We start from the raw sequence: 25786 nt of genomic DNA, 5'->3' as shown, positions 1-25786 counted from the left end.
CCATCATCACCCAGCCGAAGAAGGCCGCCGCCGCGCTGGCCTGGCTGGTCGAGGAGATGGAGCAGCGCTACCAGGACATGCAGGTCAACCGGGTGCGCCACATCGACGACTTCAACCGCAAGGTGCGCTCCGGCGAGATCGCCGCGCCGCCGGGCAGCGAGCGGGTGTACCGGCCCTACCCGTACATCATGGCGATCGTCGACGAGCTGGCCGACCTGATGATGACCGCGCCCCGCGACGTCGAGGACGCCATCGTCCGCATCACCCAGAAGGCGCGCGCGGCGGGCATCCACCTGGTGCTGGCGACCCAGCGCCCGTCCGTGGACGTCGTGACCGGCCTGATCAAGACCAACGTGCCGTCGCGGCTGGCGTTCGCCACGTCGTCGCTGACCGACTCGCGGGTCATCCTCGACCAGCCGGGCGCGGAGAAGCTGATCGGCATGGGCGACGGCCTCTACCTGCCGATGGGCGCGTCGAAGCCGGTGCGCATCCAGGGCGCGTTCGTCGGCGACGAGGAGATCGCCGAGATCGTCAACTTCACCAAGCAGCAGGCGCAGCCCGAGTACACCGACGGCGTGACCGCCGCGAAGGCGGGCGAGAAGAAGGAGATCGACGCCGACATCGGCGACGACCTGGAACTGCTCCTGCAGGCGGCGGAGCTGATCGTGACGTCCCAGTTCGGCTCGACGTCGATGCTCCAGCGCAAGCTGCGGGTGGGCTTCGCCAAGGCGGGCCGGCTGATGGACCTGCTGGAGACGCGGGGCGTGGTCGGTCCCTCGGAGGGGTCGAAGGCGCGCGAGGTGCTGATCAAGCCGGACGAACTGGACTCGGTGGTGTACCTGATCAAGGGTGGGCCGGCCCCCGACGTGGACTGACCCGCCCCCCGGGTTCAGCTCGCGCCGAACTCGCGGACCGCCTGGTAGTACAGGTCCGCCGTCCGGTTGCACGCCCAGTTGCCCGCGCACTGGTGGTACAGGTCGGCCTTGAACTTGTCGTCGATGCGCAGGCGCGTGGTCTCGTTGAACCGGGACTGGCGCTTGTAGTTGCGGTAGCCGAAGTCGTGCCGGTGGCACGCGGGCAGGAACTTGAAGCCGAACGGGTTGTCCGGGGACCAGGAGCAGCCGTCGGACGACCAGTCGAGCTGGTCGGCGTACGGGCCCTGCGACCGGATCGAGCTGAACTGGCTGAGGCTGCGGTTGAACAGGAAGTCGTCCGTCACGGCCCGTGCGTCGATGGCGGCTTGGGCGTTGCCCGCGCCGAGCAGGAAGGCGGCGGTGGCGAGGACGGCGGTGACGGCGGAGCGCAGGGTCTTCACAGGTGTTCCCCCTCGTGAGGAAAGGCCGTGAAGACGTTCCTACTCGTGGCTGATCGACGTCCGACAGCCCCGATGGGCTCACGCGACGGCAACACCGGGTGAACGTTTGCGGTGCCCGGCGGGCCTTTCGCGGTCCGCCGGGCACCGTCGTGCCCCGTCGTCGGACGTGCGAGCCGAACCCCTCCGAACCGGCTCGTGCGTCCCTGGCACGCTCAGGAGGGCTCGTCGCCCTGGTCGAGGAACCGGCGGATGGTGGTCTCGTCCGGTATCTCGTTCTCGGTGTCGATGAGACGTTCCGCGATGGGCACGGGTTCCTCCGCCCACGCGGGTTGGAAGTCACCGCCGGGCAGCAGCCCGTGCCGGCGCGCGAACTCCTCGGCGGCCTCGCGGATCGACTCGCGCAGCGTCCCGACCACCACGGTCTCGGCGGTGTAGGTCAGCTCCACCAGCAGCGCCCGGACCCGGTCCAGCTGGTCGTCCTCGGCGGACTTGCCGTCCAGCCGCGGCCACAGCCGCCGCTCGAAGACCTCCACGAAGTCGGCCGCGATGCCGTCGGTGGCCCGTCGCAGGCCCGCGAACTGGTCCAGGACGTCCTCGGCCGGCACGGCCAGCCCCGCGAGCCGGTTGCCCGCCTCCAGCGCCCACCGGCGCGTGTGCGGCCACCCGCGCCGCCACCGCACGAGCCCGAGCTGGATGGCCCGGCGCAACACCGCCGGCCGCATGTCCCCGGTGGGCACCAGCCGCTTGAGGTCCCGCACCCGCACCCGGACCCAGTCGTCCGGCCCCTCGTTGTCCCCGACCCCGAGCACCGCCGCGACGCTCGCCCCCTGCTCGCGTGCCTTGACCAGCTCCGCGATCGCCGGCAGCGAGAACCCCCGCGACTGGAGCCGCTGGACCAGCGTCAACCGCTCGATGTGGGACTCGTCGTAGTAGGCGACCCGGCCCTGCCTGCGCGGCGGGTGGAGCACGCCCTTGGTCTGGTACATCCGGATGGTGCTGCCCGGCAGTCCGACCCGGACCGCCAGCTCGTCCACGGTGAGCTGCACGACCCCCATCCTCGTGGGGCGTGGCTCATCGAGTCAACATTGTTCGAGTGAACACTCGAACAATCAGAGGTGGAGCAGCATCCGCGAGTTGCCCAGGGTGTTCGGCTTCACGTACGAGAGGTCGAGGAACTCGGCGACACCCTCGTCCGCCGACCGCATGATCTCCTCGTAGACCTCCGGCGACACCGGCGTCCCGTCGATCTCCACGAACCCGTGTTTGCTGAAGAACTCGGTCTCGAACGTCAACACGAACACCCGCGACAGCTGGAGTTCGCGCGCGGTGTCGATCAACCGCCCCACCAGCCGGTGCCCGATCCCCCGCCCCAACGCCTGCGGCGCCACGGCGACGGTGCGGATCTCCGCGAGGTCCTCCCAGAGCACGTGCAACGCACCGCAACCCAGCAGCTCACCGCCCTCCTCGGCCACCCAGAACTCCTGGATGTCCTCGAACAGCGTGACCAGCGGCTTGGCCAACAACACCTTGCCCGCGTAGAGGTCGATGAGCGCCTTCATGGCCCGCACGTCACCGGTGCGCGCCCGGCGCACGTTGATCGGGTCGTTCACGGTGCAAACGTAGCTCCCGGTGGCCCGATCGTGCCGCTCGTGGGCATCGAGGTCGCCGATCGCAGCCCTCGAGAACCCGCGTTCGGGCGCTGACGTCCGGCGTTCACAGCCGGGGCGGCTACCCTGAGCACCGTGTCTTCCCCCACCACGTCCAAGCGTGTCGCCATGTTGACCCTCGGCTGCGCCCGCAACGAAGTCGACTCCGAGGAACTCGCCGGCCGGCTCACCGCCGGTGGCTGGGAGCTGGTCGACGGTGACGACGCCGACGTGGTCGTGGTCAACACGTGCGGCTTCGTGGAGTCGGCCAAGAAGGACTCCGTCGACACGCTCCTGGCCGCCGCGGACAGCGGCGCCAAGGTGGTCGCGGTCGGGTGCATGGCCGAGCGGTACGGGGCGGAGCTGGCCGACAGCCTGCCCGAGGCGCGGGCCGTGCTGGGCTTCGACCACTACGACAAGCTCGCCGAGCGCCTGGACGACGTCCTCGACGGCAAGACCATCGAGTCGCACAAGCCGGTCGACCGCCGCACCCTCCTGCCGCTCACGCCCGTCCAGCGGCCCAAGGCGGCCGAGGACGTGCAGGTCCCGGGCCACGGCTGGGGCCCCCGCGTGCTGCGCACCCGGCTGGAGGACACCCCGGTCGCCCCGCTGAAGATCGCCTCCGGCTGCGACCGCCGCTGCTCGTTCTGCGCCATCCCGAGCTTCCGGGGCGCGTTCGTGTCCCGGCACCCCGACGAGGTCGTCGCCGAGGCGCAGTGGTTGGCCGAGCAGGGCGTCCGCGAGGTGTTCCTCGTCTCCGAGAACTCCACCTCGTACGCCAAGGACCTGCCGCGCGAGCTGGGCGGCCTGGAGAACCTGCTGGAGCGCCTGGCCGAGGTCGTCGACCGGGTCCGCGTCTCCTACCTCCAGCCCGCCGAGACCAAGCCGTCGCTGGTCAAGGCCATCGCGACCACCCCGAACGTCGCCCAGTACTTCGACATGTCCTTCCAGCACTCCAGCGAGGCCGTGCTGCGCCGGATGCGCCGGTTCGGGTCGACCGAGTCCTTCCTCGGCCTGATCGAGCAGATCCGGGCGCTGGCCCCGCGGGCCGGCATCCGGTCCAACGTCATCGTCGGCTTCCCCGGCGAGACCGAGGAGGACGTGGCCGAGCTGGAGCGGTTCCTCACCGAGGCCCGCCTCGACGCGGTCGGCGTGTTCGGCTACTCCGACGAGGACGGCACCGAGGCCGAGACCCTCGACGGCAAGCTCGACGCCGACACCATCGCCGAGCGGGTGGCCCGGATCTCGAACCTGGTCGAGGAGCTGACCGCCCAGCGCGCGGAGGACCGCGTCGGCGAGGAGGTCGTCGTCCTGGTCGAGACCGAGGAGGACGACGAGAACGACTGCGTCGGCCGGGCCGCCCACCAGGCGCCCGAGGTCGACGGCGAGTGCGTGATCACCAACGCCGACGGCCTGCGGGTCGGGGACCTGGTGCGCTGCCGCGTCGACGCCGCCGAGGGCGTGGACCTGGTGGTCACCGCGATCGAGGTGCTCCAAAGGTGACAGAACCCGCGCGCGTGCCGGTGCTGAACATCGCCAACGTGCTGACGATGTCCCGGCTGGTGCTCGTGCCGGTGTTCCTCTACCTGCTGTTCGCCGAGGGCGGCCACTCGTACTGGTGGCGGCTGGCGGCGTTCGGCGTCTTCGCCGTGGCCTCGGTCACCGACCACGTGGACGGCAACCTCGCCCGCAAGCACGGCCTGATCACCGACTTCGGCAAGATCGCCGACCCGATCGCGGACAAGGCGCTGACCGGCGCCGCCCTGGTCGGCCTGAGCCTGCTGGGCGAGCTGCCCTGGTGGATCACCGTGGTGATCGCGGTGCGCGAGCTGGGCGTGACGCTGCTGCGGTTCTGGGTGATCCGCCACGGCGTGATCCCGGCCAGCCGGGGCGGCAAGGCCAAGACCCTGGTGCAGATCGTCGCCATCGGCCTCTACCTGCTGCCGCTGCCCGCGAACCTGGAGCTGATCGCCGTGGTGACCATGTACGCGGCGGTCGTGCTCACCGTCGTGACCGGCGTCGACTACGTGGTGCGGGCGTTCCGGCTGCGCGCCCGCGGGAAGAGGGCGGTGGCGGGGGCGTGACCGCCGTCGACGTCGTCGCCGCGCTCAAGGCGCGGGGGGAGACGGTGGCCACCGCCGAGTCGCTGACCGCCGGGCTGGTCGCCGCCGAGATCACCACCGTGCCGGGTGCCAGCGCGGTGCTGCGCGGCGGGCTCGTGGTCTACGCGACCGACCTGAAGGCGTCCCTGGCGGGCGTGGACGCGGCGCTGCTGGCCGCGCACGGCGCGGTGCACCCGGAGGTGGCCCGGCAGCTCGCCGAGGGCGCTCGGACGCGCTGCGGGGCGACGTGGGGCCTCGGGCTGACCGGGGTCGCCGGGCCGGACCCGCAGGACGGGGTCGACGCGGGTACCGTCCACATCGGTTTGTCCGGTCCGTCCGGTTCGGCGGTCGAAACCATCACTGTCGGTGGTGATCGTCACGAAGTCCGCCACGCTTCCGTGATCGCCGCGCTCGATCTTCTCCGCGATCACCTGAAGATCGCTCAAGCATGACTTGAGCAGCGCAATCCCGGTCACACCCGGGCCTGGGCGCGGGAACAAGGAGCCCGGTTCGATCGTTCGCTTGTGGCGGACGTGCACCGAAGTCACTGCCCGTCGACGGGACGGGTCGGTAACGTGGTGGCACGGCCGGCCGGAAGGAGGCGCGCGATGACCGTGCTGCTACGCGAGGCGATCGGTGATCGGCTCCGCCATGCCCGCACCACCCAACGCCGCACGCTGCGCGAGGTCTCCAGGACCGCCCGCGTCAGCCTGGGGTACCTGTCCGAGGTGGAGCGTGGCCGCAAGGAGGCGTCCAGCGAGCTGCTGGCCGCCATCTGCGAGGCGTTGGACCTGCCCCTGTCGGAGCTGTTGCACCTCGTCGCGTCGGACATCGGCGCGGTGACGCAGCCGGTGCCCACGCCCGCGGAGCTGGCCGAGCGGACCCAGCGTCCGACCGCGCCGAGCCTCGAGGGCGGCACGCTGGTGCCCACCGTCATCGGCAACGACCTGTCCGATCTGCGCATCCAGCCGATGCTCACGCACCGGCTGTCCACGTCGATCGAGCCGCGCGGCGCCGTGGTGGCGGCGTAAGTCGAGCGTTGTTCGCGAAGCCGGGTCGGGTCCACCGACTCGGCTTCGTCGCATGCGCGCCGGCGCTGCGCTTGAGCATGGGTTTCGTCACACTGCAACGAGTTGGCAACCGCGGGCGGGGTCGCCGCGTCCACCCGGGCACCGGAGCGGCAGGATGACCATGTCGACGCCGAAGTTTCAGGGGTGACTCAGGGTGAACCCGGATATCTCCCCAGGTCGGTGGAAGCGGCACCGGACAACTGACACGATGGAACCAACACCGGCACCGGGTCGTTGCCAGTCACGAGCGCGAGCCAGGGAAGTGCGGAGAAGGCAGGCGTAGGAGATGGCCAACCCTTTCGTGAAGGCGTGGAAGTACTTCATGGCGGCGTTCTCGTCCAAGATCGACGAGCACGCCGACCCGAAGGTGCAGATCCAGCAGGCCATCGAGGAGGCGCAGCGGCAGCACCAGGCCCTGTCGCAGCAGGCTGCCGCCGTGATCGGCAACCAGCGCCAGCTGGAGATGAAGCTCAACCGGCAGCTCGGTGAGGTCGAGAAGCTCCAGGCGTCCGCGCGCCAGGCGCTCGTCCTGGCCGACGAGGCGCGGGCCAAGGGCGACGAGCAGCGGGCGCAGGAGTTCGAGAACGCCGCCCAGTCGTTCGCGACCCAGCTGGTGACCGCCGAGCAGAGCATCGAGGACCTCAAGACGCTGCACGACCAGTCGCTGCAGGCCGCGCAGCAGGCCAAGGCGGCGGTCGAGCGCAACGCGATGGTGCTGCAGCAGAAGCTCGCCGAGCGCACCAAGCTGCTCTCGCAGCTGGAGCAGGCGAAGATGCAGGAGCAGGTCTCCGCGTCGCTGCGCCAGATGACCGAGCTGGCCGCGCCGAGCAACACGCCGTCGCTGGACGAGATCCGCGACAAGATCGAGAAGCGCTACACCACGGCGCTCGGGTCCGCGGAGCTGGCGCAGAACTCGGTGCAGGGCCGGATGCTGGAGGTCCAGCAGTCGACCACCCAGATGGCGGGCTCGTCGCGGCTGGAGCAGATCCGGGCGTCCATGCGCGGTGGCCAGGTCGCCGGTGAGGTGACCAGCGGGCAGTCGCAGAGCGCGGCGGCGAGCATCCAGCAGGAGATCGCGCAGCGCGTGCAGCAGGCCCAGACCCAGGGTGCACAGGGTTCGCAGCAGGCGCAGCAGAACCCGCCCGCGAGCCAGGGCTGAGCGTGGGGTCCGCGATGGAGCACCCCGCACGGAAGGCGGCGGGCGAGATCGCCCAGTTCGTCGGCGCCCAGCTGCAAGGTCAACTCGCGGACCAGGTCAAACGGCGGATCGCCGCGTGGAACGACCCGCGCGCGAAGCTCGACCGGCGCTACAACCGGTCGAGCCGCGCGCTCACGTTCTGGCTGATCGTGCTGACGCTGCTCACCGTCGTCGGCGGCCTGGCCATCGCGGTGGGCATCCACCCGGCGGTCGCCGTGGTGGCGTTCGGCGGCGCGGCGGCGACGGGCGTGCTGGCGCTGCGCACGCGCGGCAAGATGCGCGAGATCGACGCGGCCCGGCAACAGCTCGCGATCGCCCCGGTGCGCACGCCGCTGCCGGCCCGGTCGTCGGCGGCCCGTGCGCCGATGGAGCGCCTGGAGGACGCCGAGGACACGCTGCGTGAGCTGCTGCACCAGCTCGACTCGGCGGCGCTGACGTCCGTGCCCACCGAGTCGGTCGCGCAGGCGCGGGCGACCGGTGCGGAGGCGGCGTCCGCGCTGCGCGCGGTGTCGCACCAGTTGCAGGCGGTGGAACGGGCGCGTGACACGGCCCCGCCGCTGGACCGCGGTCCGCTGGTGGAGGGCGTGCGGCGGCTGCGGGTGCAGTTGGACGAGGGCGTCGACGGCTACTGCGGGCTGGTGGCGGCGGCGGGGCGGGTGCTGGCGGAGAGCACGGCGTCCAACCCGCGGCAGGTGCTCGGGGAGGCGACCGACCACCTGGCCGGCCTGGCCTCGGCAATGCGAGACCTGTCCCGCTGGACCTGAGCCCGGTCCCGCTGGACCCGGCCCCGGCTCGTGCGGTCGGTTGGCGGCTCGCTGCTCGGCCTGGCGTTGGCTGCGCGGGCGTGCGGTCTCGGCGGCTGGGGCCTGCTTCGGCGGCTCGGACGTGCGCGTCGGCGACTCGGGCCTGGCCTTGGCTGCGTGGGCGTGCGGCGTTGGCGGCTGGGGCGTGGTTTCGGCGGCTCGGGCGTGGCCTCCGGCCCCCGACTCGATCATCGCACGGGGCACCGACAGATCTCCGGCGTGTCGTGGGGAAGCGTTCGCGGTCAGTTCCGGGCGCGGTGTGCGTCGAGGAACCAGGTCAGCTCGGCCCGCGTGCTCTCCGGCTCGGCCCAGCCGTTGATCAGGGCCAACAGGGTCAGGTAGCGCTCGCGGCGGGGGTCGTTCGCGGCTTCGAGGTGTTCGGCCACCTCGTCGCCGTAGCGCTGGGTGATCTCCGCGACCACCGTGCCCGCTTCGGGTGACGCCGGGTCGGTCCCCAGCAGCGGCCGGACCCGGTCGCGCACCACCGCCACCACGTCCGGCCGCAGCCCACCAGACCCGTTGCCGCCCACCCCGCCGCCGGTCCCGTCGCCGCGCAGCCCGCCGAACCCGTCGCGCACCCCACCGAACCCGTAGTGGGCCGCCAGGCGGGCCAGGAGGGCGCGGAAGCCCGGGTCGCGGGTCAGCTCGGCCAGCTCCACCCACGCCGCCACCTGGGCGGGCTGCGGGTCGTCAGGCAGTTCGGGAGTCAGAGTCCGCGCGATGCCCTCCACTTCAGGACGGCCGTTGAACACATCCGCCAGGAAGTCCGCCACCAGCAGGCGGCGGGCGTCGGCGGACAGCAGGGCGAGTTCGTGCACCAAAGCGATCTCCTCGGGGTTCGAGCCCAGCCACCTCAGCACCGCCCGCCGCAACACCAGCACCGCCAGGTGGGCGTCCAGCGCGTCGGCGTGCGCGGCGGCGACCTCGGCGACGGTGGTCTCCCGGTCCAGGACGCGGCGGACGGTCGCCAGGTCGACGCCCAGTTCGCGCAGCGTCCGCACGAGGTCCAGGCGGGCCGCGGCGGTGTGGTCGAAGCGGCGGTGGCCGGTCGGGGCGCGGTGGGTGGGCGGCACGATCCCGCGGTCGGCGTAGAAGCGGACGGTCTTCACCGGCAGGCCGGTCCGTCGCGCCAGGTCACCGATGGTGAGGAAGGTGTCGCCGCTCATGTCGACCACCCTGCGGCCTCCCCCTGCTGGAAGGTCAAGTTCCGGCCACGACATGATGGGGCCATCCGCACGAACGGGCGTTGGGTCACGTTGCGTAGTCGAGTTGGGCTGAAGCTGCAGCGGGTCTGGTACCCCTTGCTGCAATCGTGTGATTATCAGACCGTTATCTGGCCTCGTCCACTACATGGCGTGGCAGGATCGATCCGTTGGTCGAACAACGGCGTTCGGCCTGGTCGCCGGGGAGGGCATTGAGTGGCGTTGTGGACCGTGCACGGCGATGGGCGCACCACCGACGGTGACGCCATAGCGCCCGAGGAGCGGCTCAGCTGGCCGCTCACCGTCGGCTTCGGTGCCCAGCACCTGGCCGCCATGGCCGGTGCCACGATCCTCGTCCCCGCCACCACCGGTCTGCCCGTCAGCACCACCCTGCTCTTCTCCGGCTTCGGCACTCTGCTCTTCCTGCTCATCACCCGCAACCGCGTCCCCAGCTACCTCGGCGCGTCCTTCGCGTTCATCGCCCCGCTGGAGGCCGCGCGCAGCGAGGGCGTGGCCGCGCAGCTCGGCGGCGTGGTCGCGGCCGGCCTGCTGGTGATCATCCTGGGCGTGGCGGTCAAGGCGCTGGGCGTCCGCCTGCTGGAGTCCGTCATGCCGCCGGTGGTGACCGGCGCCGTGGTGATCCTCATCGGGCTCAACCTGTCGCACCGCGCCACGGACTCGTTCTCCGAGCAGCCGCTGCCCGCCGTGGTGACGATGGGCATCATCCTGCTGTGCGGGGTGCTGGGCCGGCGGCTGTTCTTCCGGTTCTCGGTGCTGCTCGGCGTGGTCGTCGGGTGGGTGCTGGGGTTCGTGCTCGGCGTGGTCGAGACCGACGCCGTGGGCCGCGCCGCGTGGGTCGGGCTGCCCGACTTCCACGCCCCCGAGCTGCGCCCGTCCGTGACGCTGCTGGTCCTGCCGGTGGTGATCGTGCTGGTCGCGGAGAGCGTCGGGCACGTCAAGGCGATCGGCGGGCTGACCGGGCGCAACCTGGACGGCAGCGTCGGCGACTCGATCATCGCCAACGGCCTGTCCACGACGTTCGCGGGCTTCGGCGGCGGCACGGGCACCACCACGTACTCGGAGAACATCGGCGTCATGGGCGTGACGAAGGTGTACTCGACGGCCGCCTACGCGGTGACCGGCGTGATCGCGATGCTCCTCGCGTTCTCCCCGAAGGCGACCGCCGCCCTGGCCACCATCCCGGCGGGCGTGGTCGGCGGGGCGACGCTGGTCCTGCTCGGCCTGATCAGCCTGGTCGGCGTCCGGATCTGGATGGACAACCGGGTCGACCTGACCAACCCCGGCAACGCCCTGGTCGGCGGCGCGGCCCTGGTGGCGGGCGTCGGCGACCTGACCCTCAAGCTCGGTGACCTCGAACTGGGCGGCCTGGTGTGGGGCTCGCTGCTCGTGGTGATCCTGCACCCGATCATGCGCTGGCTGCGCGCCGCGCGCCCCGCCCAGCCCTAGAGCGCCTTGACGATCCGGCGCACCATGCCCGGACCCTCGTAGATGAACCCGGTGTAGACCTGCACGAGGCTCGCGCCCGCGTCGAACATGGCCTTGGCGTCGTCCGGGCCGAAGATCCCGCCCACGCCGATGATCGGCAGCTTCCCGCCGGTCTCCCGGCTCACGAACCGCACGACCTCACGCGCCCGCACCGCCAGCGGACGCCCGCTCAGCCCGCCCGCCTCGGCCGCCTTGGCCTGGTCGGCGGGCGCGATGCCGTCCCTCGACAGGGTGGTGTTGGTGGCGATCAGGCCGGTCACGCCGTGCGCCGCGCACACCTCCAGCACCTCGGCGATCGCCTGGTCGGTCAGGTCGGGCGCGATCTTGACCAGCAGCGGCTTGCGCTTGCCCGACCCGGCCAGTTCGCCGGACGTCTGCTCCAGCGCGGACAGCAACTCGGTGAGCGCGCCCCGGTCCTGGAGGCTGCGCAGGCCGGGCGTGTTGGGGGAGCTGATGTTGACCGCGAAGTAGTCGCCGTGCCGGTACAGGGCGCGCAGCGACGCCCGGTAGTCCTCGACGGCCTCCTCGACCGGCGTCACCTTCGACTTGCCCAGGCTGATGCCCAGCGGCACCGACAGCGGTCCCAGCCGGTCCAGGCGGTTGGCCAGTTCCAGCGCGCCGTCGTTGTTGAAGCCCATCCGGTTGATGATCGCTTCGCTGTCGCGCAGGCGGAACAGGCGCGGCTTGGGGTTGCCCGGCTGGGCGTGCCGGGTCACCGTGCCGACCTCGACGAACCCGAACCCCAGGGCACCCCACGCGGGCAGCGCGCGGCCGTTCTTGTCGAGGCCTGCGGCCAGGCCGACCGGGTTGGGGAACCGCACGCCGAACACGGTGCGCTCGGCGGCGGGCTTGCGGCGGACCGCCTTCGCCAGCGGGCTGACGACGCTCAGCGCCCGCAGTGTGGTCTCGTGGATGCGCTCCGCGTCCCCACCGTGCATCCGGAACAGGACGTTGCGCACCACGCTCTTGTAGACCACGGCGGTAACTCTAAGCGATCGGCCCCGGTTGGCAGCGCGGGCACCAGTACGTCGGCCGCTCCTGGACGCCGTCGCCCTGGTCGGCCAGCCGGACCTTCGTACCGCAGCGGAAGCACGGCCGGCCCGCCCGTCCGTACACCCAGGACTCCTTGCCGCGACCCACCATCCCGGTGGTGTTGCGGAACGGTGTCTTCGCGTTGGCCAGCAACAACTTCCGGCTCAGCCGCACGGCCTCGGCCGCATCCACATCGGACACCTTCGCCCACGGCGAGGCCCCGATCAGGAAGCACACCTCGCACTTGTAGACGTTGCCGACGCCGGCCATGACCCGCTGGTCCAGCAGCGCCTGGCCGATCTCCTGGTCCGGCTGCGCCATGAGGCGTCTCACGGCCTCCGCCTCGGCCTCCGGGGTCCAGTCGCCCAGCAGGTCCGGCCCGAGGTGGCCGACGAGGGCGTCCTCCTGGTCGGTGGGCACCAGGTCCAGGTCGTGCAGGTTGAACCCGACCGCGACCCGGTCCGGCACCTCCAGCAGCACGCGCGCCTGGTGTCCCGGCCGCTTCCAGCGCTCGCCGGGCCGGTAGAGGTGCCAGGAGCCGTCCATGCGCAGGTGGCTGCGCAGCGTGAGGTCGCCGGAGAACCGGGTGAGGATGTGCTTGCCGACCGTCGCGACCTCCCGGACGTCCCGCCCGGCGAGGTCCACAGTGGACAATTTCGGGTGGCGGAGGTCCGCGCGCAGCAGCGTCTTCCCGGCCAGCGCCTCGTTCAGCCGCCGGCCGGTCAGGAAGACCGTGTCACCCTCGGGCACCGGTGTCGAACGCCACCTTCAGGCCGAAGCCGACCAGCACGGACGCGGTCAGCCGTTCCGTCCACCGCCGGACGCGGGGCCTGGTCAGCACCACCACGGCCCGTCCGGCCAGCCACACGACACCGAGCTGCCACACCTGCCCGAGCCCCACGTGGACACCGACGAGCAGCGCGGCCCACCCGGTCGTGTCACCGGTTGTGGGCAGGAACTGCGGCAGCAGGGACAGGTAGAACACGCCGATCTTCGGGTTGAGCAGGTTCGTCGTGAACCCGACCCGCAACGCCTGCCCCGGCGTGATCTGCTGGACGTCTTCGGCGATCTCGACCTTCCGCCCGCGCCACGACTTCCACAGCGCCGACCCGCCCAGCCACAGCAGGTAGGCCGCGCCCGCGTAGCGGACCACGTCGTAGGCGAAGCGGGACGCCACCAGCAACGCCGTGAGCCCGGCGATGCTCGCCGCACCCCACACCACACAGCCCAACGTGGTGCCGAACCCGCCGACGATCCCGGCCTTGCGCCCGCCGCCGAGCACCATGCGCAGCAGCATCATGGTGTCCAGCCCCGGCGTGATGGTGAGCAGCAGGGCGGCGACCGTGAACGCCGGCAGCGCGGTCGTGCTCACGCCTCCACCGCCTCCTGGATCTCCTCGTCGTCGAAGTCCTCGTGCACCGGACGGCGCCGACTGCGGCTGATCCGCAGTATCCGGGCGAGCAGCAGGTTGAACGCCAGCGCCACCTCGCGCGCGCCCGGGGTGCCCCACTCGTGGATCGGCATGCACGCGCCCTGCGCCTGCTGCACCGCCAGCCGGTCCGGCAGCGCCACCGGCATCACCAGCGGGCCGAAGATGTCGCGCAGCTCGTCGATGCGGAACTGGTGCTCGTGCGACCGCGGCCGGACCCGGTTGACCACCACGCCCAGCGGCTGGAGGTCCGCGTTGTGCGCCCGTTCGGCCTGGACCGCCTCGAACGCCCGCTGCACGCCCGCCACGGCGAACATCGTGGGCTCGGTGACCAGCAGCGCCCGGTCCGCCGCCACGAGAGCCGAGCGGGTGAGCTGGCCCAGCGACGGCGGGCAGTCCAGCAGGACGAGCTGGTAGGGCTCCTCGTCGTCCTCCTCGGCCAGCACCCGCAGCGCCTCGCGCAGCCGCCCCAGCCGGGACTCGCCCGGGTCGGGGTGGTTGAGCAGCTCGGCGTCCTCGGACCCGGAGAGCACGTCCACGCCGTCACCCCAGGCGCTGGTCGAGATCGCCGCGCGCAGCTTCTCCGCCGTCGGTTCCTGGAGGACGTCGTAGATGCTCGCGTCGGTGTCGTCGGGCTCCAGCGTCGAGGTGGCGTTGCACTGCGGGTCCAGGTCGATGACCAGCGTCCGGACACCGCGCCGCAGCGCGGCCGACGCGAGACCCAAAGCGACCGTCGTCTTGCCCACGCCACCCTTGAGGCTGAGCACCGCCACCGTATGCACGGGGTGCAGCCTACGGTCTCTAGGCTCTACGTCCATGCGACCGGACGCCGTACACAGGGTGCTCGACACCGAGCTGGCCGCCGCACGCGACCGCCGCGGCGGCGAACCCCCCAGGGTGCTCGACGTGGGCGGCGGCAGCGGCGTGTGGGCCGTGCCGCTGGCCGTGGCCGGCTGCACGGTGACAGTGGTCGAGCCGAGCCCCAACGCCCTGGCCACCCTGGACCGGCGCGCGTCCGAGGCCGGCGTGCGCGACCGGATCACCGCGATCCAGGGCGACACGGACGCTCTAGACGCGGAATCCTCCGCCGACCTCGTCCTGGGCCACGGCCTCCTGGAAGTCGTGGACGACGCTGCCGCAGCCCTGTCGGCCCTCTCCGCCGCCGCCGCTCCAGGTGCCGCCGTCTCCATTCTCGCGGCCAACCGCTACGCCGCCGTCCTGCACCGAGCCATCGCCGGCCGCCTGGTGGACGCTCGCAGGCTCCTGGACGACGAGGCAGGCCAACTGGCCGGTTCGAAGGAGCCGGTGCAGCGCCGTTTCGACGTGGCGGGCCTGGAGGCCCTGGTCCTGGACGCCGGCCTGAAGATCGAACTCATCCAGGGTCACGGAGTCGTGTCGGACCTGGTCCCCGGCGCGGTCCTGGAGTCGAACCCCGGCGCCGCCGACGCCCTGGCCGAACTGGAACTCGCCGCCGCCACCCGCCCACCGCTCCGGGACGTAGCCGCCCGCCTCCACGTCCTGGCCCGCAAACCCTCCTGACCCGCCGCGCCTCCCGGTCCCACAAGCGGATCTTTGTCGGTACCCCGTGGGACAATGGACGACGGGGGCCGGAGGCCGCGCCCAGCGGTTCCGGCAGCCCTTCCGCCGCAGGTCAGGCGCGGGTCCGACGGGGTTGGACGCAGGCCAGGCGCGGGCTGGGCTCGGGCGGCAGTCAGCGATTCGGGCGGCAGGCAGCGGCCCAGGTGGCGAGCCTGCCGCGACGAAGTCGCTCGCGGCGAAGCCGCGTGGCGGCGGCAGCGCCGCCTGGCTTGTGCGCCACGTGAACCGGCGACCACCACCGCCCCCGGCAGGCCGACCTCAAAGGCAGGACCACGCCGCCCTGGCTTTGCGCCACATGAGCCGCCGACCACCCGCGACCCGGCAGCCGACCTCGCAGCAGAACCACGTGGCTTGGCGCCACGCGAGCCGGCGACCAGCCCCTAACCGGCCGCAGAACCACTCCGGAACCCGCGCCATCCACCCACCCGGCCCCCCGAACTTGCGGTAGAAACGCGGAAGGCAACCGCCGCCGACCCGCGAGGAGCCCGCAGTGGGAGACCCGCACTTAGCCGAGGCCGCCTGATGGCCGACACCCCCGACCTCGACGAAGGGGTCCGCAAGGCCGTCGCCGGCGACCGCGCCGCCACCGCCTGGCTCCTCGGCGCCATCCGCCCCCTGGTCGTCCGCTACTGCCGCGCCCGCGTAGGCCGCCAAGAACGCTCCTACGCCTCCGCCGACGACGTCGCCCAAGAGGTCTGCGTAGCCGTTCTAACCGCCCTCCCCACCTACAAAGACCACGGCCGCCCCTTCCTGGCCTTCGTCTACGGCATCGCCGCCCACAAAGTCGCCGACGCCCACCGCGCCTCCCTGCGCAACCGCGCCGACCCCGTCCCCGAACTCCCCGACGCCCCCACCGACGAGGACGGCCCCGAGCAGTCCGCCCTGCGCGAAGAACTCGCCCGCCACGTCGCCGACCTGCTGAAAGTCCTCCCCGAGAAGCAGCAGGAGATCCTGCTCCTCCGCGTCGTGGTGGGCCTGTCCGCCGAGCAAACAGCCGCCGTCGTCAACTCCTCACCCGGCGCCGTCCGGGTCGCGCAACACCGAGCGCTGTCCAAGCTGCGCAAGGAGATGTCCCGCTTCAGTGCCGCCACCGGGTGACCCGCGCGACCTCCTCCGCCGACGCACCGGCGAACCGGGCCACCTCACCCCGCCGCACGTCCACGAGCGTCGCCGCGAACTCCGGCCCGAACGCCTCCACCAGCACCTCGTCCGCCTCGAACGCCCGCACCGCCTCCTCCAGCGACAACGGCAACCGGGGCACCCCGGCGACGTGCACCGGATCGACGGACACCGGCTCCGGCAACCGCAACCCGTCCACGATCCCCGCCAGCCCGGCCGCCAGCGTCGCCCCGACCACCAGGTACGGGTTGCCCGACAGGTCGAAGCACTTGACCTCCAGGTCACGCCCCTCGACCACGCGCAGCGCCGTCTCCCGGTTCTCCACGCCCCACGCCGCGAACGCCCCCGCCCAGTGCGACGGCACCAGCCGCAGGTAGCTGGCCACCGACGCACAGCCCACCGCGCACAACCCCGGCAGGTGCCGCAGCACCCCCGCCGCGAACGACTCGGCGTCACCCGACCCGGCCAGGTTCCGCCCGTCCCGCCACAGGCTGACGTGCAGGTGACCGCCGTTGCCGACCCCGTCCGCCACCACCTTGGGCGAGAACGACGCCCGCATCCCGTGCCGCGCGGTGATCGCCCGGACGGTCTCCCGCACCAGCACCGCCGTGTCGGCCGCGCGCACCGGCTCCTCGGGCGCGGTGGACAGCTCGAACTGCCCCGGCGCGTACTCCGGGTGGAACTGGAGCACCTCCACGTCCTGCTCGCCCAGCGCCGCGACCAGGTCCGCGCAGTAGTCCGACAGCTCGACCTGCCGGGTGTGCCCGTACGCCGGTCCGGTCGTCGCCGGTACGAAGTCGTCTCCGGGCTGCCCGACCACCCACTCCACCTCGAACCCGGCCCGCACGTCGTACCCGTGGACGGCCATGCGGTCCGTCATCGCCCGCGCGAAACCCCGTTCGTCCCGCGGGTGCGGCACGCCGTCCCGGTCGTAGCGGTCCGCCGGCGCCCACGCCCAGCCCGGCTGGCCCGCCAGCACGGTGATCCGGTCCAGGTCCGGGTGCAGCCGCAGGTCGCCGACCGGGCCGCCCGCGTGCCGGCCGGCCACGATCGAGTCGTCCAGCAGGAACGCGTCGAACACGGGGGAGGCGCCCACGCCGTGCGCGGCGGCGTCGGGGAGTCTGCGCAGCGGCACGGACTTCACGCGCGTGATGCCGCTGTGGTCGACCCAGGTGATCGCGACGACGATGACGTCGCGGTCGGCGAGGTCGGCCACGAGGTCGGCGGCCCGGTCGTACCGGCGTTGCCGTTCGTCCGTGTCCATGAGGTGCGTGGTTACACCAGGTCACTACTCTTCAACAAGTGGAGCCGCTGCTGCCGTACGTGGCCGAGTTGAACCTCGTGGACCACCACTGCCACGGGGTGCTGCGGGACGACGTGGACCGCACGGGGTTCGAAGAGTTGCTCACCGAGGCGGACGTGGTCAGCCCGTGGGGCACATCGCTGTTCGACTCCGCCATAGGCCTCGCGGTGCGCCGTTGGTGCGCCCCGTTGCTCGATCTGGCTCCTAACGCACCCGCCGACGAGTACATGGCGCGACGGCTGTCTTTGGGTGCGGCCGAGGTCAACAGAGCCTTCCTGGTGGCCTCCGGCATCTCGGTGTTCCTGGTCGACGGCGGGCTGTGGCCGGATCGGTTGTCCGGGCCGTCGGTTTTCACCGGATCACGTGAATTTTCCGTCCTCCGCCTGGAGCGTTTGGCCGAGGAAGTCGTGACCGGCGGCCCCAAAGCGTTCCCCGACGCGATCCGCACCGCGCTGGAACGGACCCCGGCCGTCGCCGCGAAGTCGATCGCCGCCTACCGGGTGGGCCTCGACCTGGCGCCCGGACGGCCCTCCGACGCGGAGGTCGTTGCCGCGTGCGAGCGCTGGGCCGGTCAGGGGCGGTGCGCGGACGACGTGCTGTCGCGTTTCCTGATCTGGGAGGCGCTGGAGTGCGGGCTGCCGGTGCAGTTCCACGTCGGCTACGGCGACCGGGACGTCACCCTGCACCGCGCCGACCCGTCCCTGCTCACGCCGCTGCTGCGGGCCACCGAACCGCTCGGCGTGCCGATCATGCTGCTGCACAACTACCCGTTCCACCGCACCGCCGCGTACCTCGCGCAGGTGTTCCCGCACGTGTTCGTGGACGTCGGCCTGGCCACCCACAACGCGGGCCACCAGGCCGGGCGGGTGCTCGCCGAGGCGCTGGAGATCGTGCCCTACGGCAAGTTCCTGTTCTCCACGGACGCGTTCGCGCTGCCCGAGCTGTACCACCTGGGCGCGTTGTTCTTCCGGCGCGCGCTGTCGGACTTCCTGTTGTCCGCCCTCCGCAGGCATGCTTTCGCGGAGGCCGACGCCGTGCGCATCGCTCACCTGATCGGGTGGGAGAACGCGCACCGGGCCTACCGTTTGGACTAGACTGTCGAACAAGCGTTCGGATCGGGGGGAGGGTTCATGGGCCGCAGCGCGAACCTGCCACGCGGCCTGGTGGACCGCTTCCGCGCGCAGGGCGACGTCTGGCCGGACGACACCGGCTGCTCGATGCTGCACGTCGACATGGACGCCTTCTACGCGTCCGTGGAGATCCGCGACAACCCCGAGCTGGCCGGCAAGCCGGTGGTGGTCGGCGGCACGGCCAACCGCGGTGTCGTCTCGTCGGCCAACTACCTCGCGCGCGAGTACGGCGTGCGCTCCGCCATGCCCACCTCCCACGCCCGCAGGCTGGCCCCGCACGCGGTGTTCGTGATGCCGAACTTCGCGCGCTACCAGGAGGTGTCCCGGGGCGTGATGGCGATCTTCCGCGACATCACGCCGCTGGTGGAGCCGCTGAGCCTGGACGAGGCGTTCCTCGACGTCAGCGGGGCTTTGAAGCGCCTGAAGGCCACACCCGCGCAGATCGGGGCGCTGATCCGGCGCCAGGTCGAGCAGGCGCAGGGGGTCACCTGCTCGGTGGGGGTGGCGCCCACGAAGTTCCTGGCCAAGCTCGCGTCGGGCATGTGCAAGCCGGACGGGATGATGGTGGTGCCGCGCGCGGACGTGCTGGAGTTCCTGCACCCGCTGCCCGTGTCGGCGTTGTGGGGTGTCGGCAAGCGGACCGCCGAGCAGCTCGACCGGGTCGGGCTGGAGACGGTGGCGGACGTGGCGGCCACCCCGCTGCCCCGGTTGCGCCGGGTCCTGGGCGTGGCGCTGGCCGAGCACCTGCACGCGCTCGCGCAGGGCCTCGACGACCGGCCCGTGGTGCCGTCCACCAGGGAGAAGTCGATCGGCGCGGAGGAGACGTTCGAGGTCGACCACTACGACCGCGAGCTGCTGCGGCGGGAGCTGCTGAGGCTGTCCGAGCGGTCGGCGGCCACCCTGCGGCAGCGCGGGCTGCGCGGGCGGACGGTGTCGATCAAGGTGCGGTTCGCGGACTTCACCACGATCACGCGGTCCAAGACCCTGCGCGTGCCCACCGACGTGACCCGCGAGGTCTACCAGACGGCCTCGACGTTGCTCGACGAACAGGTGCCGCCGGGCGCGGTGCGGCTCATCGGCGTGCGCATCGAGCAGCTGGTCGAGGGCGACGATGGCGAACAGCTCATGTTCGACGCCCCCGAACGCGGCTGGCGCGAGGCCGAACAGGCCGCTGACCAGGCCCGAACACGCTTCGGCCGGGCGGCCGTGAAACCCGCGTCCCTGCTGTCCTCCGCCCCGGCCCAGCCGAACCTGCCCGAACCCAAACCCGACCGCTGAGCGCGCCGTTCGGGTGGTCGTGCCGGACAGCGGGGTCGATCAGGGGCCACCCTGTCGGACGTGGACCGTTTCTGGAGTCTCCTCACGCCCGCCGAGCACGCCGTGCTGGCCGCGAGCGGGACCGAGCGCGACTACGCCACCGGGGCGGTGGTGTGCCACGAGGGTGAGGTCAGCCGGCACGTCCTGATCGTGCTGCGCGGCCTGCTCCGGGTCACCGCGGCGACCACGAACGGCGGCGAGAAGGTGCTGGCCGTGCGCGGCGCCGGGGACATCGTGGGGGAGCGGTCCGCGATCGACGGGCGACCCCGGTCGGCGACCGTCCGCGCCTTGGTGGACGTGCGGGCGCTGGTGCTGTCCGACACGGCGTTCGCCGACCTGTGCCAGCGGCGACCGCGCATCGCGTGGGCCGTGCTGACCGTGGTCGTGGCGCGGCAGCGGGACACCGACCGGCAGCGCATCCAGTTCAGCGGCACCGCGACCCAGCGCGTCGCGGCCGTGCTCATCGACATGGCGCTGCGACGCGGGATCGCCGACCAGGGGGCGGTGTCGCTCAGCCAGGAGGAGTTGGCGGGCATCGCCGGGACGTCGCGCGAATCGCTGGTCCGGGTGCTGCGCTCACTGCGCGAACAGGGCATCATCAGGACGGGTCGACGCAAGATCGACATCCTCCAGGTGCGCCGGCTCTACGACCTGACCACCTGATTCGCGGTTCTGTGTCATCTGACGCAGAACAGGTCCGTCATTCCCCTTACAAATGAGCCATGACGAGCTGAAGGGGGAGAGATGAACCGAAACGAGGAACCCGCCCGGTCGCGCCGCCGCTTCACCGAACGCCTCGCCTGCACCTTGGTCTTCACCGCCGTCCAGCTGTGGGCCGCCGCCGTGATCGTCACCCAGTTGGACACGAACGGCGTGGTCGCGCTGGCCGTGGCGCTGGTGCTGTCGGGTGCGCTGGTCGCCGTGCACGACGCCTGGCAGAGCGTGCGTGCGGCGCGGCGGACGCTGGACGAGGAGATCCGCGAGGACCTGGTCCGGCTCTAGCGATCCACACGGCGACCGGCGAGGGGCGGTCGTCGTCTCCCAGAGGCCTTCTGCGGGCGGTCGGGTCCGCAGAAGGCCTCTTTCCGCATTTTGACGCCAAAGTTGTCCACAGGTCCGAAGTTGTCCACAGTTCGCAATCGACTCCTCGCCGAGCGATTGCTTTGGGCCGATCGTGGACCCATGCACACCAAAACCCGAACCACGATCACCGTAGAAGCCCTGGCCGCCTTGTTCCCGCACCAGGTGGCCACCGCCGCCGACCTCATCACCCTCGGCCTGGACCAGGAGGAACTGGCCGACCGCCGCCGTTCCCGCGAGTGGCAACCCCTGCTCCCCGGTGTCCTGCTCCTGACCCGAAAACCTCCGACCCGCCTGCAACGCGTCCAAGCCGCCCTCCGCTACGCAGGCCCAGGAGCCCTCCTGACGGGCTTGGACGCCCTGCACCTGCACGGCCTCCGCACCGTCCCGACGACCGGCCAGATCATGGTCCTGACCACCCGCCCGGTAGAACCCACAGACGACGTCAAACCCCTACGCCCTCGCACCGCTCTGGAACCAGTCCTCCGCAAAGGCTTCCCCACCGCGCCACTGATCCGGGCAGTAGCCGACACCACGAGATTCACCACATGCCCCCACGCGCTGCGCGCGGTGCTGACGGACGCCGTCCACCGAGGCGGCATCCCGCCCACCGACCTCATGCGTCTGCTGTCGAAACGCGGCGAAGCCGTGAGGCACATCCTCACCGACCTCTCCACCGCCCCACCCACTCACCGCCCACCACCCACCCGGCGCTCCACCTCTCCACCCCAGTGGCGGCGGGCGACTTCCGACACTCCAGCGTTCCGAATAAAGTCGGGGCCGAGAGGACGGCAACCGGGCGTTGACAGTTGACCTTGGGTAAGTCATCCGGACGGGGGTGGGTCCGTTTCGTGACCTCACGAAGGTCCTACCGTTGACCCGTGAGGATGATGGTGACCGAACGAACCGCTTAGGGGCGCGGACTGGGTAGTCGCCAAGCCTCGCGAATCGTATCCTGGTTGTGACGCCCCCCGGGCGGGGCGTCCGCCGGGACCGGCGGCAACCGTGAACACCCGGCGCCCGCGACCGCTGTGCCGGAGGAGGAGCCATGCCACTCTCCGAGCACGAGCAGCGACTGCTCGACCAGATCGAGCGCGCGCTCTACGCCGAGGACCCGAAGTTCGCATCCACTGTGCGCGGTGCCAAGCTGCGCAAGCCGTCCCGACGGCGTCGCATCCAGGGCATCGCGCTGTTCGCCGTGGGTGTGGCTCTGCTGGTGACGGGTGTGATGTTGCCGAAGCTCGCTGGTATCCCGGTGGTGAGCGTGGTCGGCTTCCTGTTGATGTTCTTCGGCGTGCTGCTCACCGTGACGACGCTGCGTCGTGGTGACCAGGGTGCCGACGAGCCCAGCGAAGAGGGAAGCCGCCCCAGCCGCAGCTCGTTCTCCCAGAAGATGGAAGAGCGTTTCCGTCGTCGCCTAGAGGACGAGTAGGAAGCCGAACACCCCACGGCCCGTCCTCCCCCGGAGGGCGGGCCGTGCGGCATGCCCAAACTCCGCACCCCCTACACCCCCTACTCCCCACTTCCGCCAATCACCCAATAGAGCGACATGCAGAATCCGCGACCAAACCCAGTCTCACGCGTCCCGTAAACAAGGAGCGCGGCACAACGGCAGCCCCCGCCCCTCAAACGCGCCCCTCCCTCCACCCCCGACTCGCCCAAAGCCCTCAGCTACCCACAAACCCAGCGCCCCAAGACTCCGCCCCGCCGCTGCGCCTGCCCGCCGCTGCGCCTGCCCGCCGCTGCGCCGCCCCGCCGCTGCGCCTGCCGCCGACGGGCCGGGTGCCCGATCCGGCCCTGCCTGCCGATGAGCGCAGCGCCGACCCCGGCCCCGCCCCTGCTCCCGACGCGCTCCCCCCTCGACCCAGTACTCGCGCCCGCCCACTGACCCAGGCACCCGCGCCCGCACGCTCAATCCGGCATCCGCCCCGCCCGCTGACCACGGCCCCCACACCCGGCCGCCCAGCCCGGCACCCCCATTCGCCCGCCCAGCCCGGCACCCTCGCTGGCCCGCCCTGCGCGCCACCCTGACTGGCGTGCTCAGCGCGCCGTCCTCACTGGCCCGCCTGGCAGCACCCTTCTGGCCCGCCCGGCACGGCACCCTCACTGGCCCGCTCGCCGGTCCCACGGCAGCGCCCGGTTGTCCCGTGTTTCCCGATCCCGCCTCACCGGCCGTGCCCCGGGACGGGGAGAGCCGCCCGAGGGCAGTGCTGCCGGAGGGCGGCAGCCGGCTGGCTATCCGGCGTTGTTCCCGACCCCGTGTCGCACAGCCGCGCCGGACGAGGGCCGTGCAGCAGGCTGGGCCGCCGCGAACGTGCCGCTGCGGGGCCGGCCGCTGCGGTGGTGCCGCCGCAAGGCGTGCGATCGCGGGGCGGGCAGCTGCCGGCCGGGCCGTGGCAGGGCGGCTGCGGCGGGGTGGGCTGCTGCGGGCGGGCTGCCGCGGGGCGTGCGATCGCGGGGCGGGGTGGGTTAGTCGTTGGGATCTGTGTCTGGGGTTGGGTTTAGGACTGAGCGGGGGAGGAGTTTGGCTCGTAGGGCCAGGGGGGCGGTTCTGGTCAGGGAGCGGCGGACTTCTGCCACGGCTGCGGGGAGGGTCGGGTCGGCCGCCGAGTTGGTGCTGTACCACGAGCGTTCGACCGCGCCGACCACCGCGCGCAAACCGTCCCGGCCCTGTTCGTCCAGGTTGTGGGCCTTCGCCATTCGGCGGGCGGCTACTCGGACGGTTTCGGTGGTCGGGACGCGGGTGCCCCGGTCCACCGATTCGGCGATCAGTTCCTGCCAGGCCGCGGCGGCGGCGTCCGGGCCCAGGCCCGCGACCGCGCGCAAGCGTTCGCGGCGGCGCCATTCGCGGATGCCTGCCGGCGTCGCGATCAGGAGGGCCAGGAGGAGGGGGATGGCGATCCACCACGACACCAAGGCAACCAGCAACGTCACCAGGATGATCCATGCGGCTACCGCGATGGCGATCAGGAGCGTGCGCAGCCAGGGGACGACGAAGAACGGGGCCGAGCCGCCAGAGCCGGAAGCGGGGCTGGAAGTGGAGCCGCGGCGGCGGGTTGTCAGGTAGAGCAAGAGGGTCAGGAAGACGCCGATCGCGCCGGCCACCAAGAGCGTGACGGTGTGCCACGTCGGGGTCGGCGTCTGCTGGGCGTTGGGGTCGTTGCCGGCCAGGTCCTCGGGAGTGGCGGAGGTGGTGGCGGCGGACGCGGACGTCGTGGGGGCGGTCGTCGTGGTAGGAGCGGTGGTGGTGTCGTTTTCGTCGCCGTCGGCTTCTCGGCCGGCGATGTACGGGGGGACCACGCCGCGGCCGTCGGAGAGCGGGGTCGGGTCGAAGACGGTCCAGCCGTAGTTCGGGAAGTAGATCTCCACCCAGGCGTGGGCGTCCTGAGTCGTGATGGTCTGGGCGTCGCCGGTGGGGAAGCCTGCCGTGAAGCCAAGAGCCACACGGGACGGGAGGCCGATGGACCGTGCCATGATCGCCATCGCGGACGCGTACTGCTCGCAGAAACCGCGCTTGCCGGTCAGGACGAAGTCACGCAGGGCGTCCGAAGTCTGCGCCCCACCGGTGTCCGTGGTGTAGGTGAAGCCCTGGGTGCCGTCGGTGAAGTAGTTGTACAGCGCGGTGGCCTTGTCGAACGCGTTCCCCTGGCTGCGCGTGATCTCCCGCGCCAGGTTCGCCACCTCTGGGCTGACGCCTCGGGCATCGAGGTACACGTCTTCAACGTCCGCGGCACCATTGGCCCGGCGCAGGGCATCCGCCGGCGGTGTCTTGAGGACCGTCTCCAGCTTGTACGGCCCCGCCTTGCGCTGCCGAACGCTGTAGACCATCCCGCGCACCGGGTCGTACCGCCAGTTGTCCTCGACGTCCTGGATCCGCCGCGGCCGTCCGTACACCGGCAGCCAGTTGTCCAGCCAGTTCACCGGCTCGATGACCACCGTCGCGACCTCGCCGTCACCCGGATCACCCGGCTGCTGCGGCAGATCACCGTTCGCGGGCACCCCGGTCGACAGGTCGCCGCCCAGCCGCCACCCCTGGTCGGGCACGTACTCGCGCAACGTCATCGCCCGCAGGTACGCCGCCTCCGGCAACCCGCGCACCCGGAACATCTCCCGCGTCGCGCCCTGGTTGAGCATGCCGCGCAGCTCGGTCATCGGGTCGATGCCCAGGCCGTTCGCACCGCCGCCGACCTCGTCGCCGCCGGGCAGCCGGCCGACCGTCCCGACCAGCGTGAAGCTCGCCCCGGCCAGCATCGCGATCACCACGGCCGCACCCGCGACCGCCGTCGCCGCCGGACCCGAACTCGCCCCGCCGGTCCCCGGTCGCCGCCCGCGCCACGCGTCGTGCCGGTGCTGCCCGTCCACCGCCAGCAGCAACGCGAACGCCCCGGCGCCGAACACGAACGTCCACACCGGCAGCATCTCGTCGGCCAGCGACGCCGGCACCGCGAACACGCACAGCAGCACCAGACCCGACGCCGCCGGCGCCGCGGCACCGACCGCGAGCAGGTCCACCAGCACCGCGACCAGGCCGATCGCCACCATCACCAGGCACCGGATCGCCTCGCTGTCCGGCACCGGCGGCACACCGGTCTGCACCTCGGTGAACGCGTCGCCGAGCACGGTCATCAGGTCGCTCAACGACTGCGGCCCGGGCAGCACCACCAGCACGCCGGTCCGCGTGAAGATCGTCACCAGCAGCGACATCAGCGCGAACACCTGCGCCAGCGCGATCAGCGGGTTGGGCAGCCGGGTCTGCCGCAGCAGCACGCCGACGCCGACCACGACGGTGATCGCCACCGCCAGGTTCACCAGCCACAGCCCGCCCGCCACCACGCTCGACAACGCCGTCGCGGCGCACAGCGTGGCGAGGCCCGCGACCACCGGTGTCGCGCCGACCACCCAGTTGCCGCGCGCGGCGGTCCCGCTGGTCACCTG

General features: G+C 71.8%; 26 protein-coding genes. 16 read left to right on the top strand and 10 right to left on the bottom strand.

Features of this window, described 5'->3' with window-relative positions; genetic code table 11:
• Positions 1–875: FtsK/SpoIIIE domain-containing protein (locus tag RIN75_RS36430; protein ID WP_309116641.1), on the top strand; the 875-nt coding region annotated here is incomplete at its 5' end.
• Between the two features lie 14 nt (positions 876–889).
• Here RIN75_RS36430 and RIN75_RS36425 read toward each other — a convergent pair.
• The 3 genes from RIN75_RS36425 to RIN75_RS36415 all read right to left on the bottom strand — a co-directional run bounded on the left by RIN75_RS36425 (position 890) and on the right by RIN75_RS36415 (position 2925).
• Positions 890–1315, bottom strand: coding sequence for a phospholipase (locus RIN75_RS36425; protein WP_309116640.1), 426 nt, complete (start codon positions 1313–1315; stop codon positions 890–892).
• Between the two features lie 212 nt (positions 1316–1527).
• Entirely contained in the window at positions 1528–2370 is an 843-nt protein-coding gene (locus RIN75_RS36420) for a MerR family transcriptional regulator (RefSeq protein WP_309116639.1), read from the bottom strand.
• A gap of 54 nt (positions 2371–2424) precedes the next feature.
• On the bottom strand, positions 2425–2925 hold the full coding sequence (locus tag RIN75_RS36415; RefSeq protein ID WP_309116638.1) for an amino-acid N-acetyltransferase: 501 nt from the start codon (positions 2923–2925) through the stop codon (positions 2425–2427).
• Between the two features lie 165 nt (positions 2926–3090).
• On the opposite strand from RIN75_RS36415, the gene rimO reads away from it, so the two are divergent.
• The 6 genes from rimO (at position 3091) to RIN75_RS36385 (ending at position 8095) form a co-directional block, all read left to right on the top strand.
• The gene (gene rimO / locus RIN75_RS36410; RefSeq protein WP_309116644.1) at positions 3091–4464 is read left to right on the top strand and encodes a 30S ribosomal protein S12 methylthiotransferase RimO; all 1374 of its coding nucleotides are present in this window, start codon (positions 3091–3093) and stop codon (positions 4462–4464) included.
• A complete protein-coding gene (gene pgsA, locus RIN75_RS36405) occupies positions 4461–5045 on the top strand; it encodes a CDP-diacylglycerol--glycerol-3-phosphate 3-phosphatidyltransferase (protein ID WP_309116637.1) in 585 nt (194 codons plus the stop codon). Before rimO ends, pgsA begins: the two co-directional genes overlap by 4 nt.
• Entirely contained in the window at positions 5042–5515 is a 474-nt protein-coding gene (locus tag RIN75_RS36400; RefSeq protein WP_309116636.1) for a nicotinamide-nucleotide amidohydrolase family protein, read from the top strand. Before pgsA ends, RIN75_RS36400 begins: the two co-directional genes overlap by 4 nt.
• Positions 5516–5671: 156 nt before the next feature.
• Positions 5672–6094: a helix-turn-helix transcriptional regulator gene (locus RIN75_RS36395; protein ID WP_309116635.1), complete on the top strand. Its 423-nt coding sequence runs from the start codon at positions 5672–5674 to the stop codon at positions 6092–6094.
• A 325-nt stretch (positions 6095–6419) separates the two neighbouring features.
• Positions 6420–7292 (top strand): PspA/IM30 family protein, encoded by an 873-nt coding sequence (locus RIN75_RS36390; RefSeq protein ID WP_309116634.1) that lies wholly within the window; start codon positions 6420–6422, stop codon positions 7290–7292.
• A 14-nt stretch (positions 7293–7306) separates the two neighbouring features.
• Positions 7307–8095: a hypothetical protein gene (locus tag RIN75_RS36385; RefSeq protein WP_309116633.1), complete on the top strand. Its 789-nt coding sequence runs from the start codon at positions 7307–7309 to the stop codon at positions 8093–8095.
• Between the two features lie 281 nt (positions 8096–8376).
• Here RIN75_RS36385 and RIN75_RS36380 read toward each other — a convergent pair whose 3' ends face one another.
• Positions 8377–9300 carry a MerR family transcriptional regulator gene (locus RIN75_RS36380; RefSeq protein WP_309116632.1) on the bottom strand — a complete coding sequence of 308 codons (924 nt, stop codon included), beginning with the start codon at positions 9298–9300 and terminating at the stop codon, positions 8377–8379.
• Positions 9301–9552: 252 nt separating this feature from the next.
• On the opposite strand from RIN75_RS36380, the gene RIN75_RS36375 reads away from it, so the two are divergent.
• Entirely contained in the window at positions 9553–10803 is a 1251-nt protein-coding gene (locus RIN75_RS36375; protein ID WP_309116631.1) for a solute carrier family 23 protein, read from the top strand.
• On the opposite strand, the gene RIN75_RS36370 is transcribed toward RIN75_RS36375, so the two are convergent.
• From RIN75_RS36370 to RIN75_RS36355, 4 genes are read right to left on the bottom strand one after another with little or no spacing between them, the layout of a single operon-like run.
• On the bottom strand, positions 10800–11819 hold the full coding sequence (locus RIN75_RS36370; protein ID WP_309116630.1) for a quinone-dependent dihydroorotate dehydrogenase: 1020 nt from the start codon (positions 11817–11819) through the stop codon (positions 10800–10802). The genes RIN75_RS36375 and RIN75_RS36370 overlap by 4 nt on opposite strands.
• A 10-nt stretch (positions 11820–11829) precedes the next feature.
• Positions 11830–12624 carry a DNA-formamidopyrimidine glycosylase family protein gene (locus RIN75_RS36365; protein ID WP_309116629.1) on the bottom strand — a complete coding sequence of 265 codons (795 nt, stop codon included), beginning with the start codon at positions 12622–12624 and terminating at the stop codon, positions 11830–11832.
• Positions 12611–13246 carry a LysE family translocator gene (locus RIN75_RS36360; protein ID WP_309116628.1) on the bottom strand — a complete coding sequence of 212 codons (636 nt, stop codon included), beginning with the start codon at positions 13244–13246 and terminating at the stop codon, positions 12611–12613. The genes RIN75_RS36365 and RIN75_RS36360 overlap by 14 nt, the downstream gene beginning before the upstream one ends.
• Complete coding sequence (locus tag RIN75_RS36355) at positions 13243–14085, bottom strand: ParA family protein (RefSeq protein ID WP_309116627.1); 843 nt, start codon at positions 14083–14085, stop codon at positions 13243–13245. Before RIN75_RS36355 ends, RIN75_RS36360 begins: the two co-directional genes overlap by 4 nt.
• Positions 14086–14119: 34 nt before the next feature.
• Here RIN75_RS36355 and RIN75_RS36350 point away from each other — a divergent pair, with 34 nt between their 5' ends.
• Positions 14120–14842: a class I SAM-dependent methyltransferase gene (locus RIN75_RS36350; protein ID WP_309116626.1), complete on the top strand. Its 723-nt coding sequence runs from the start codon at positions 14120–14122 to the stop codon at positions 14840–14842.
• A 582-nt stretch (positions 14843–15424) separates the two neighbouring features.
• Positions 15425–16000, top strand: a complete 576-nt coding sequence (locus tag RIN75_RS36345; protein WP_309116625.1) for a sigma-70 family RNA polymerase sigma factor — start codon at positions 15425–15427, stop codon at positions 15998–16000.
• Here the strand turns inward: RIN75_RS36345 and RIN75_RS36340 are convergent.
• Positions 15981–17285 (bottom strand): glutamine synthetase family protein, encoded by a 1305-nt coding sequence (locus RIN75_RS36340; protein WP_309116624.1) that lies wholly within the window; start codon positions 17283–17285, stop codon positions 15981–15983. The genes RIN75_RS36345 and RIN75_RS36340 overlap by 20 nt on opposite strands.
• 38 nt (positions 17286–17323) lie before the next feature.
• Between RIN75_RS36340 and RIN75_RS36335 the strand changes: the two genes are divergently transcribed.
• The 6 genes from RIN75_RS36335 (at position 17324) to RIN75_RS36310 (ending at position 22283) form a co-directional block, all read left to right on the top strand.
• Entirely contained in the window at positions 17324–18418 is a 1095-nt protein-coding gene (locus RIN75_RS36335; RefSeq protein ID WP_309116623.1) for an amidohydrolase family protein, read from the top strand.
• Positions 18419–18454: 36 nt separating this feature from the next.
• Entirely contained in the window at positions 18455–19732 is a 1278-nt protein-coding gene (locus RIN75_RS36330; RefSeq protein ID WP_309116622.1) for a DNA polymerase IV, read from the top strand.
• Positions 19733–19792: 60 nt separating this feature from the next.
• Positions 19793–20434 carry a Crp/Fnr family transcriptional regulator gene (locus RIN75_RS36325; protein WP_309116621.1) on the top strand — a complete coding sequence of 214 codons (642 nt, stop codon included), beginning with the start codon at positions 19793–19795 and terminating at the stop codon, positions 20432–20434.
• Between the two features lie 81 nt (positions 20435–20515).
• On the top strand, positions 20516–20773 hold the full coding sequence (locus tag RIN75_RS36320) for a hypothetical protein (RefSeq protein WP_309116620.1): 258 nt from the start codon (positions 20516–20518) through the stop codon (positions 20771–20773).
• 180 nt (positions 20774–20953) lie between these two features.
• On the top strand, positions 20954–21664 hold the full coding sequence (locus tag RIN75_RS36315) for a hypothetical protein (protein ID WP_309116619.1): 711 nt from the start codon (positions 20954–20956) through the stop codon (positions 21662–21664).
• A 235-nt stretch (positions 21665–21899) separates the two neighbouring features.
• A complete protein-coding gene (locus RIN75_RS36310) occupies positions 21900–22283 on the top strand; it encodes a DUF3040 domain-containing protein (RefSeq protein ID WP_309116618.1) in 384 nt (127 codons plus the stop codon).
• A 1037-nt stretch (positions 22284–23320) separates the two neighbouring features.
• Here the strand turns inward: RIN75_RS36310 and RIN75_RS36305 are convergent.
• Positions 23321–25783, bottom strand: coding sequence for a DUF3488 and transglutaminase-like domain-containing protein (locus RIN75_RS36305; RefSeq protein WP_309116617.1), 2463 nt, complete (start codon positions 25781–25783; stop codon positions 23321–23323).
• Positions 25784–25786: the final 3 nt, after the last annotated feature.

It is taken from the genome of Saccharothrix sp. (assembly GCF_031180885.1).
GTDB lineage: Bacteria > Actinomycetota > Actinomycetes > Mycobacteriales > Pseudonocardiaceae > Actinosynnema.
The sequence above is the reverse complement of the archived record's forward strand: the minus strand, read 5'-3'. Positions and strand labels throughout refer to the sequence as shown.

Bases quoted from the DNA above. Each gene is read 5' to 3' on its own strand.
- RIN75_RS36420 (WP_309116639.1), bottom strand. From the start codon at position 2,370: ATGGGGGTCGTGCAGCTCACCGTGGACGAGCTGGCGGTCCGGGTCGGA.
- rimO (WP_309116644.1), top strand. From the start codon at position 3,091: ATGTTGACCCTCGGCTGCGCCCGCAACGAAGTCGACTCCGAGGAACTC.
- RIN75_RS36395 (WP_309116635.1), top strand. From the start codon at position 5,672: ATGACCGTGCTGCTACGCGAGGCGATCGGTGATCGGCTCCGCCATGCC.
- RIN75_RS36390 (WP_309116634.1), top strand. From the start codon at position 6,420: ATGGCCAACCCTTTCGTGAAGGCGTGGAAGTACTTCATGGCGGCGTTC.
- RIN75_RS36385 (WP_309116633.1), top strand. From the start codon at position 7,307: ATGGAGCACCCCGCACGGAAGGCGGCGGGCGAGATCGCCCAGTTCGTC.
- RIN75_RS36380 (WP_309116632.1), bottom strand. From the start codon at position 9,300: ATGAGCGGCGACACCTTCCTCACCATCGGTGACCTGGCGCGACGGACC.
- RIN75_RS36350 (WP_309116626.1), top strand. From the start codon at position 14,120: ATGCGACCGGACGCCGTACACAGGGTGCTCGACACCGAGCTGGCCGCC.
- RIN75_RS36345 (WP_309116625.1), top strand. From the start codon at position 15,425: ATGGCCGACACCCCCGACCTCGACGAAGGGGTCCGCAAGGCCGTCGCC.
- RIN75_RS36340 (WP_309116624.1), bottom strand. From the start codon at position 17,285: ATGGACACGGACGAACGGCAACGCCGGTACGACCGGGCCGCCGACCTC.
- RIN75_RS36330 (WP_309116622.1), top strand. From the start codon at position 18,455: ATGGGCCGCAGCGCGAACCTGCCACGCGGCCTGGTGGACCGCTTCCGC.
- RIN75_RS36320 (WP_309116620.1), top strand. From the start codon at position 20,516: ATGAACCGAAACGAGGAACCCGCCCGGTCGCGCCGCCGCTTCACCGAA.
- RIN75_RS36315 (WP_309116619.1), top strand. From the start codon at position 20,954: ATGCACACCAAAACCCGAACCACGATCACCGTAGAAGCCCTGGCCGCC.
- RIN75_RS36310 (WP_309116618.1), top strand. From the start codon at position 21,900: ATGCCACTCTCCGAGCACGAGCAGCGACTGCTCGACCAGATCGAGCGC.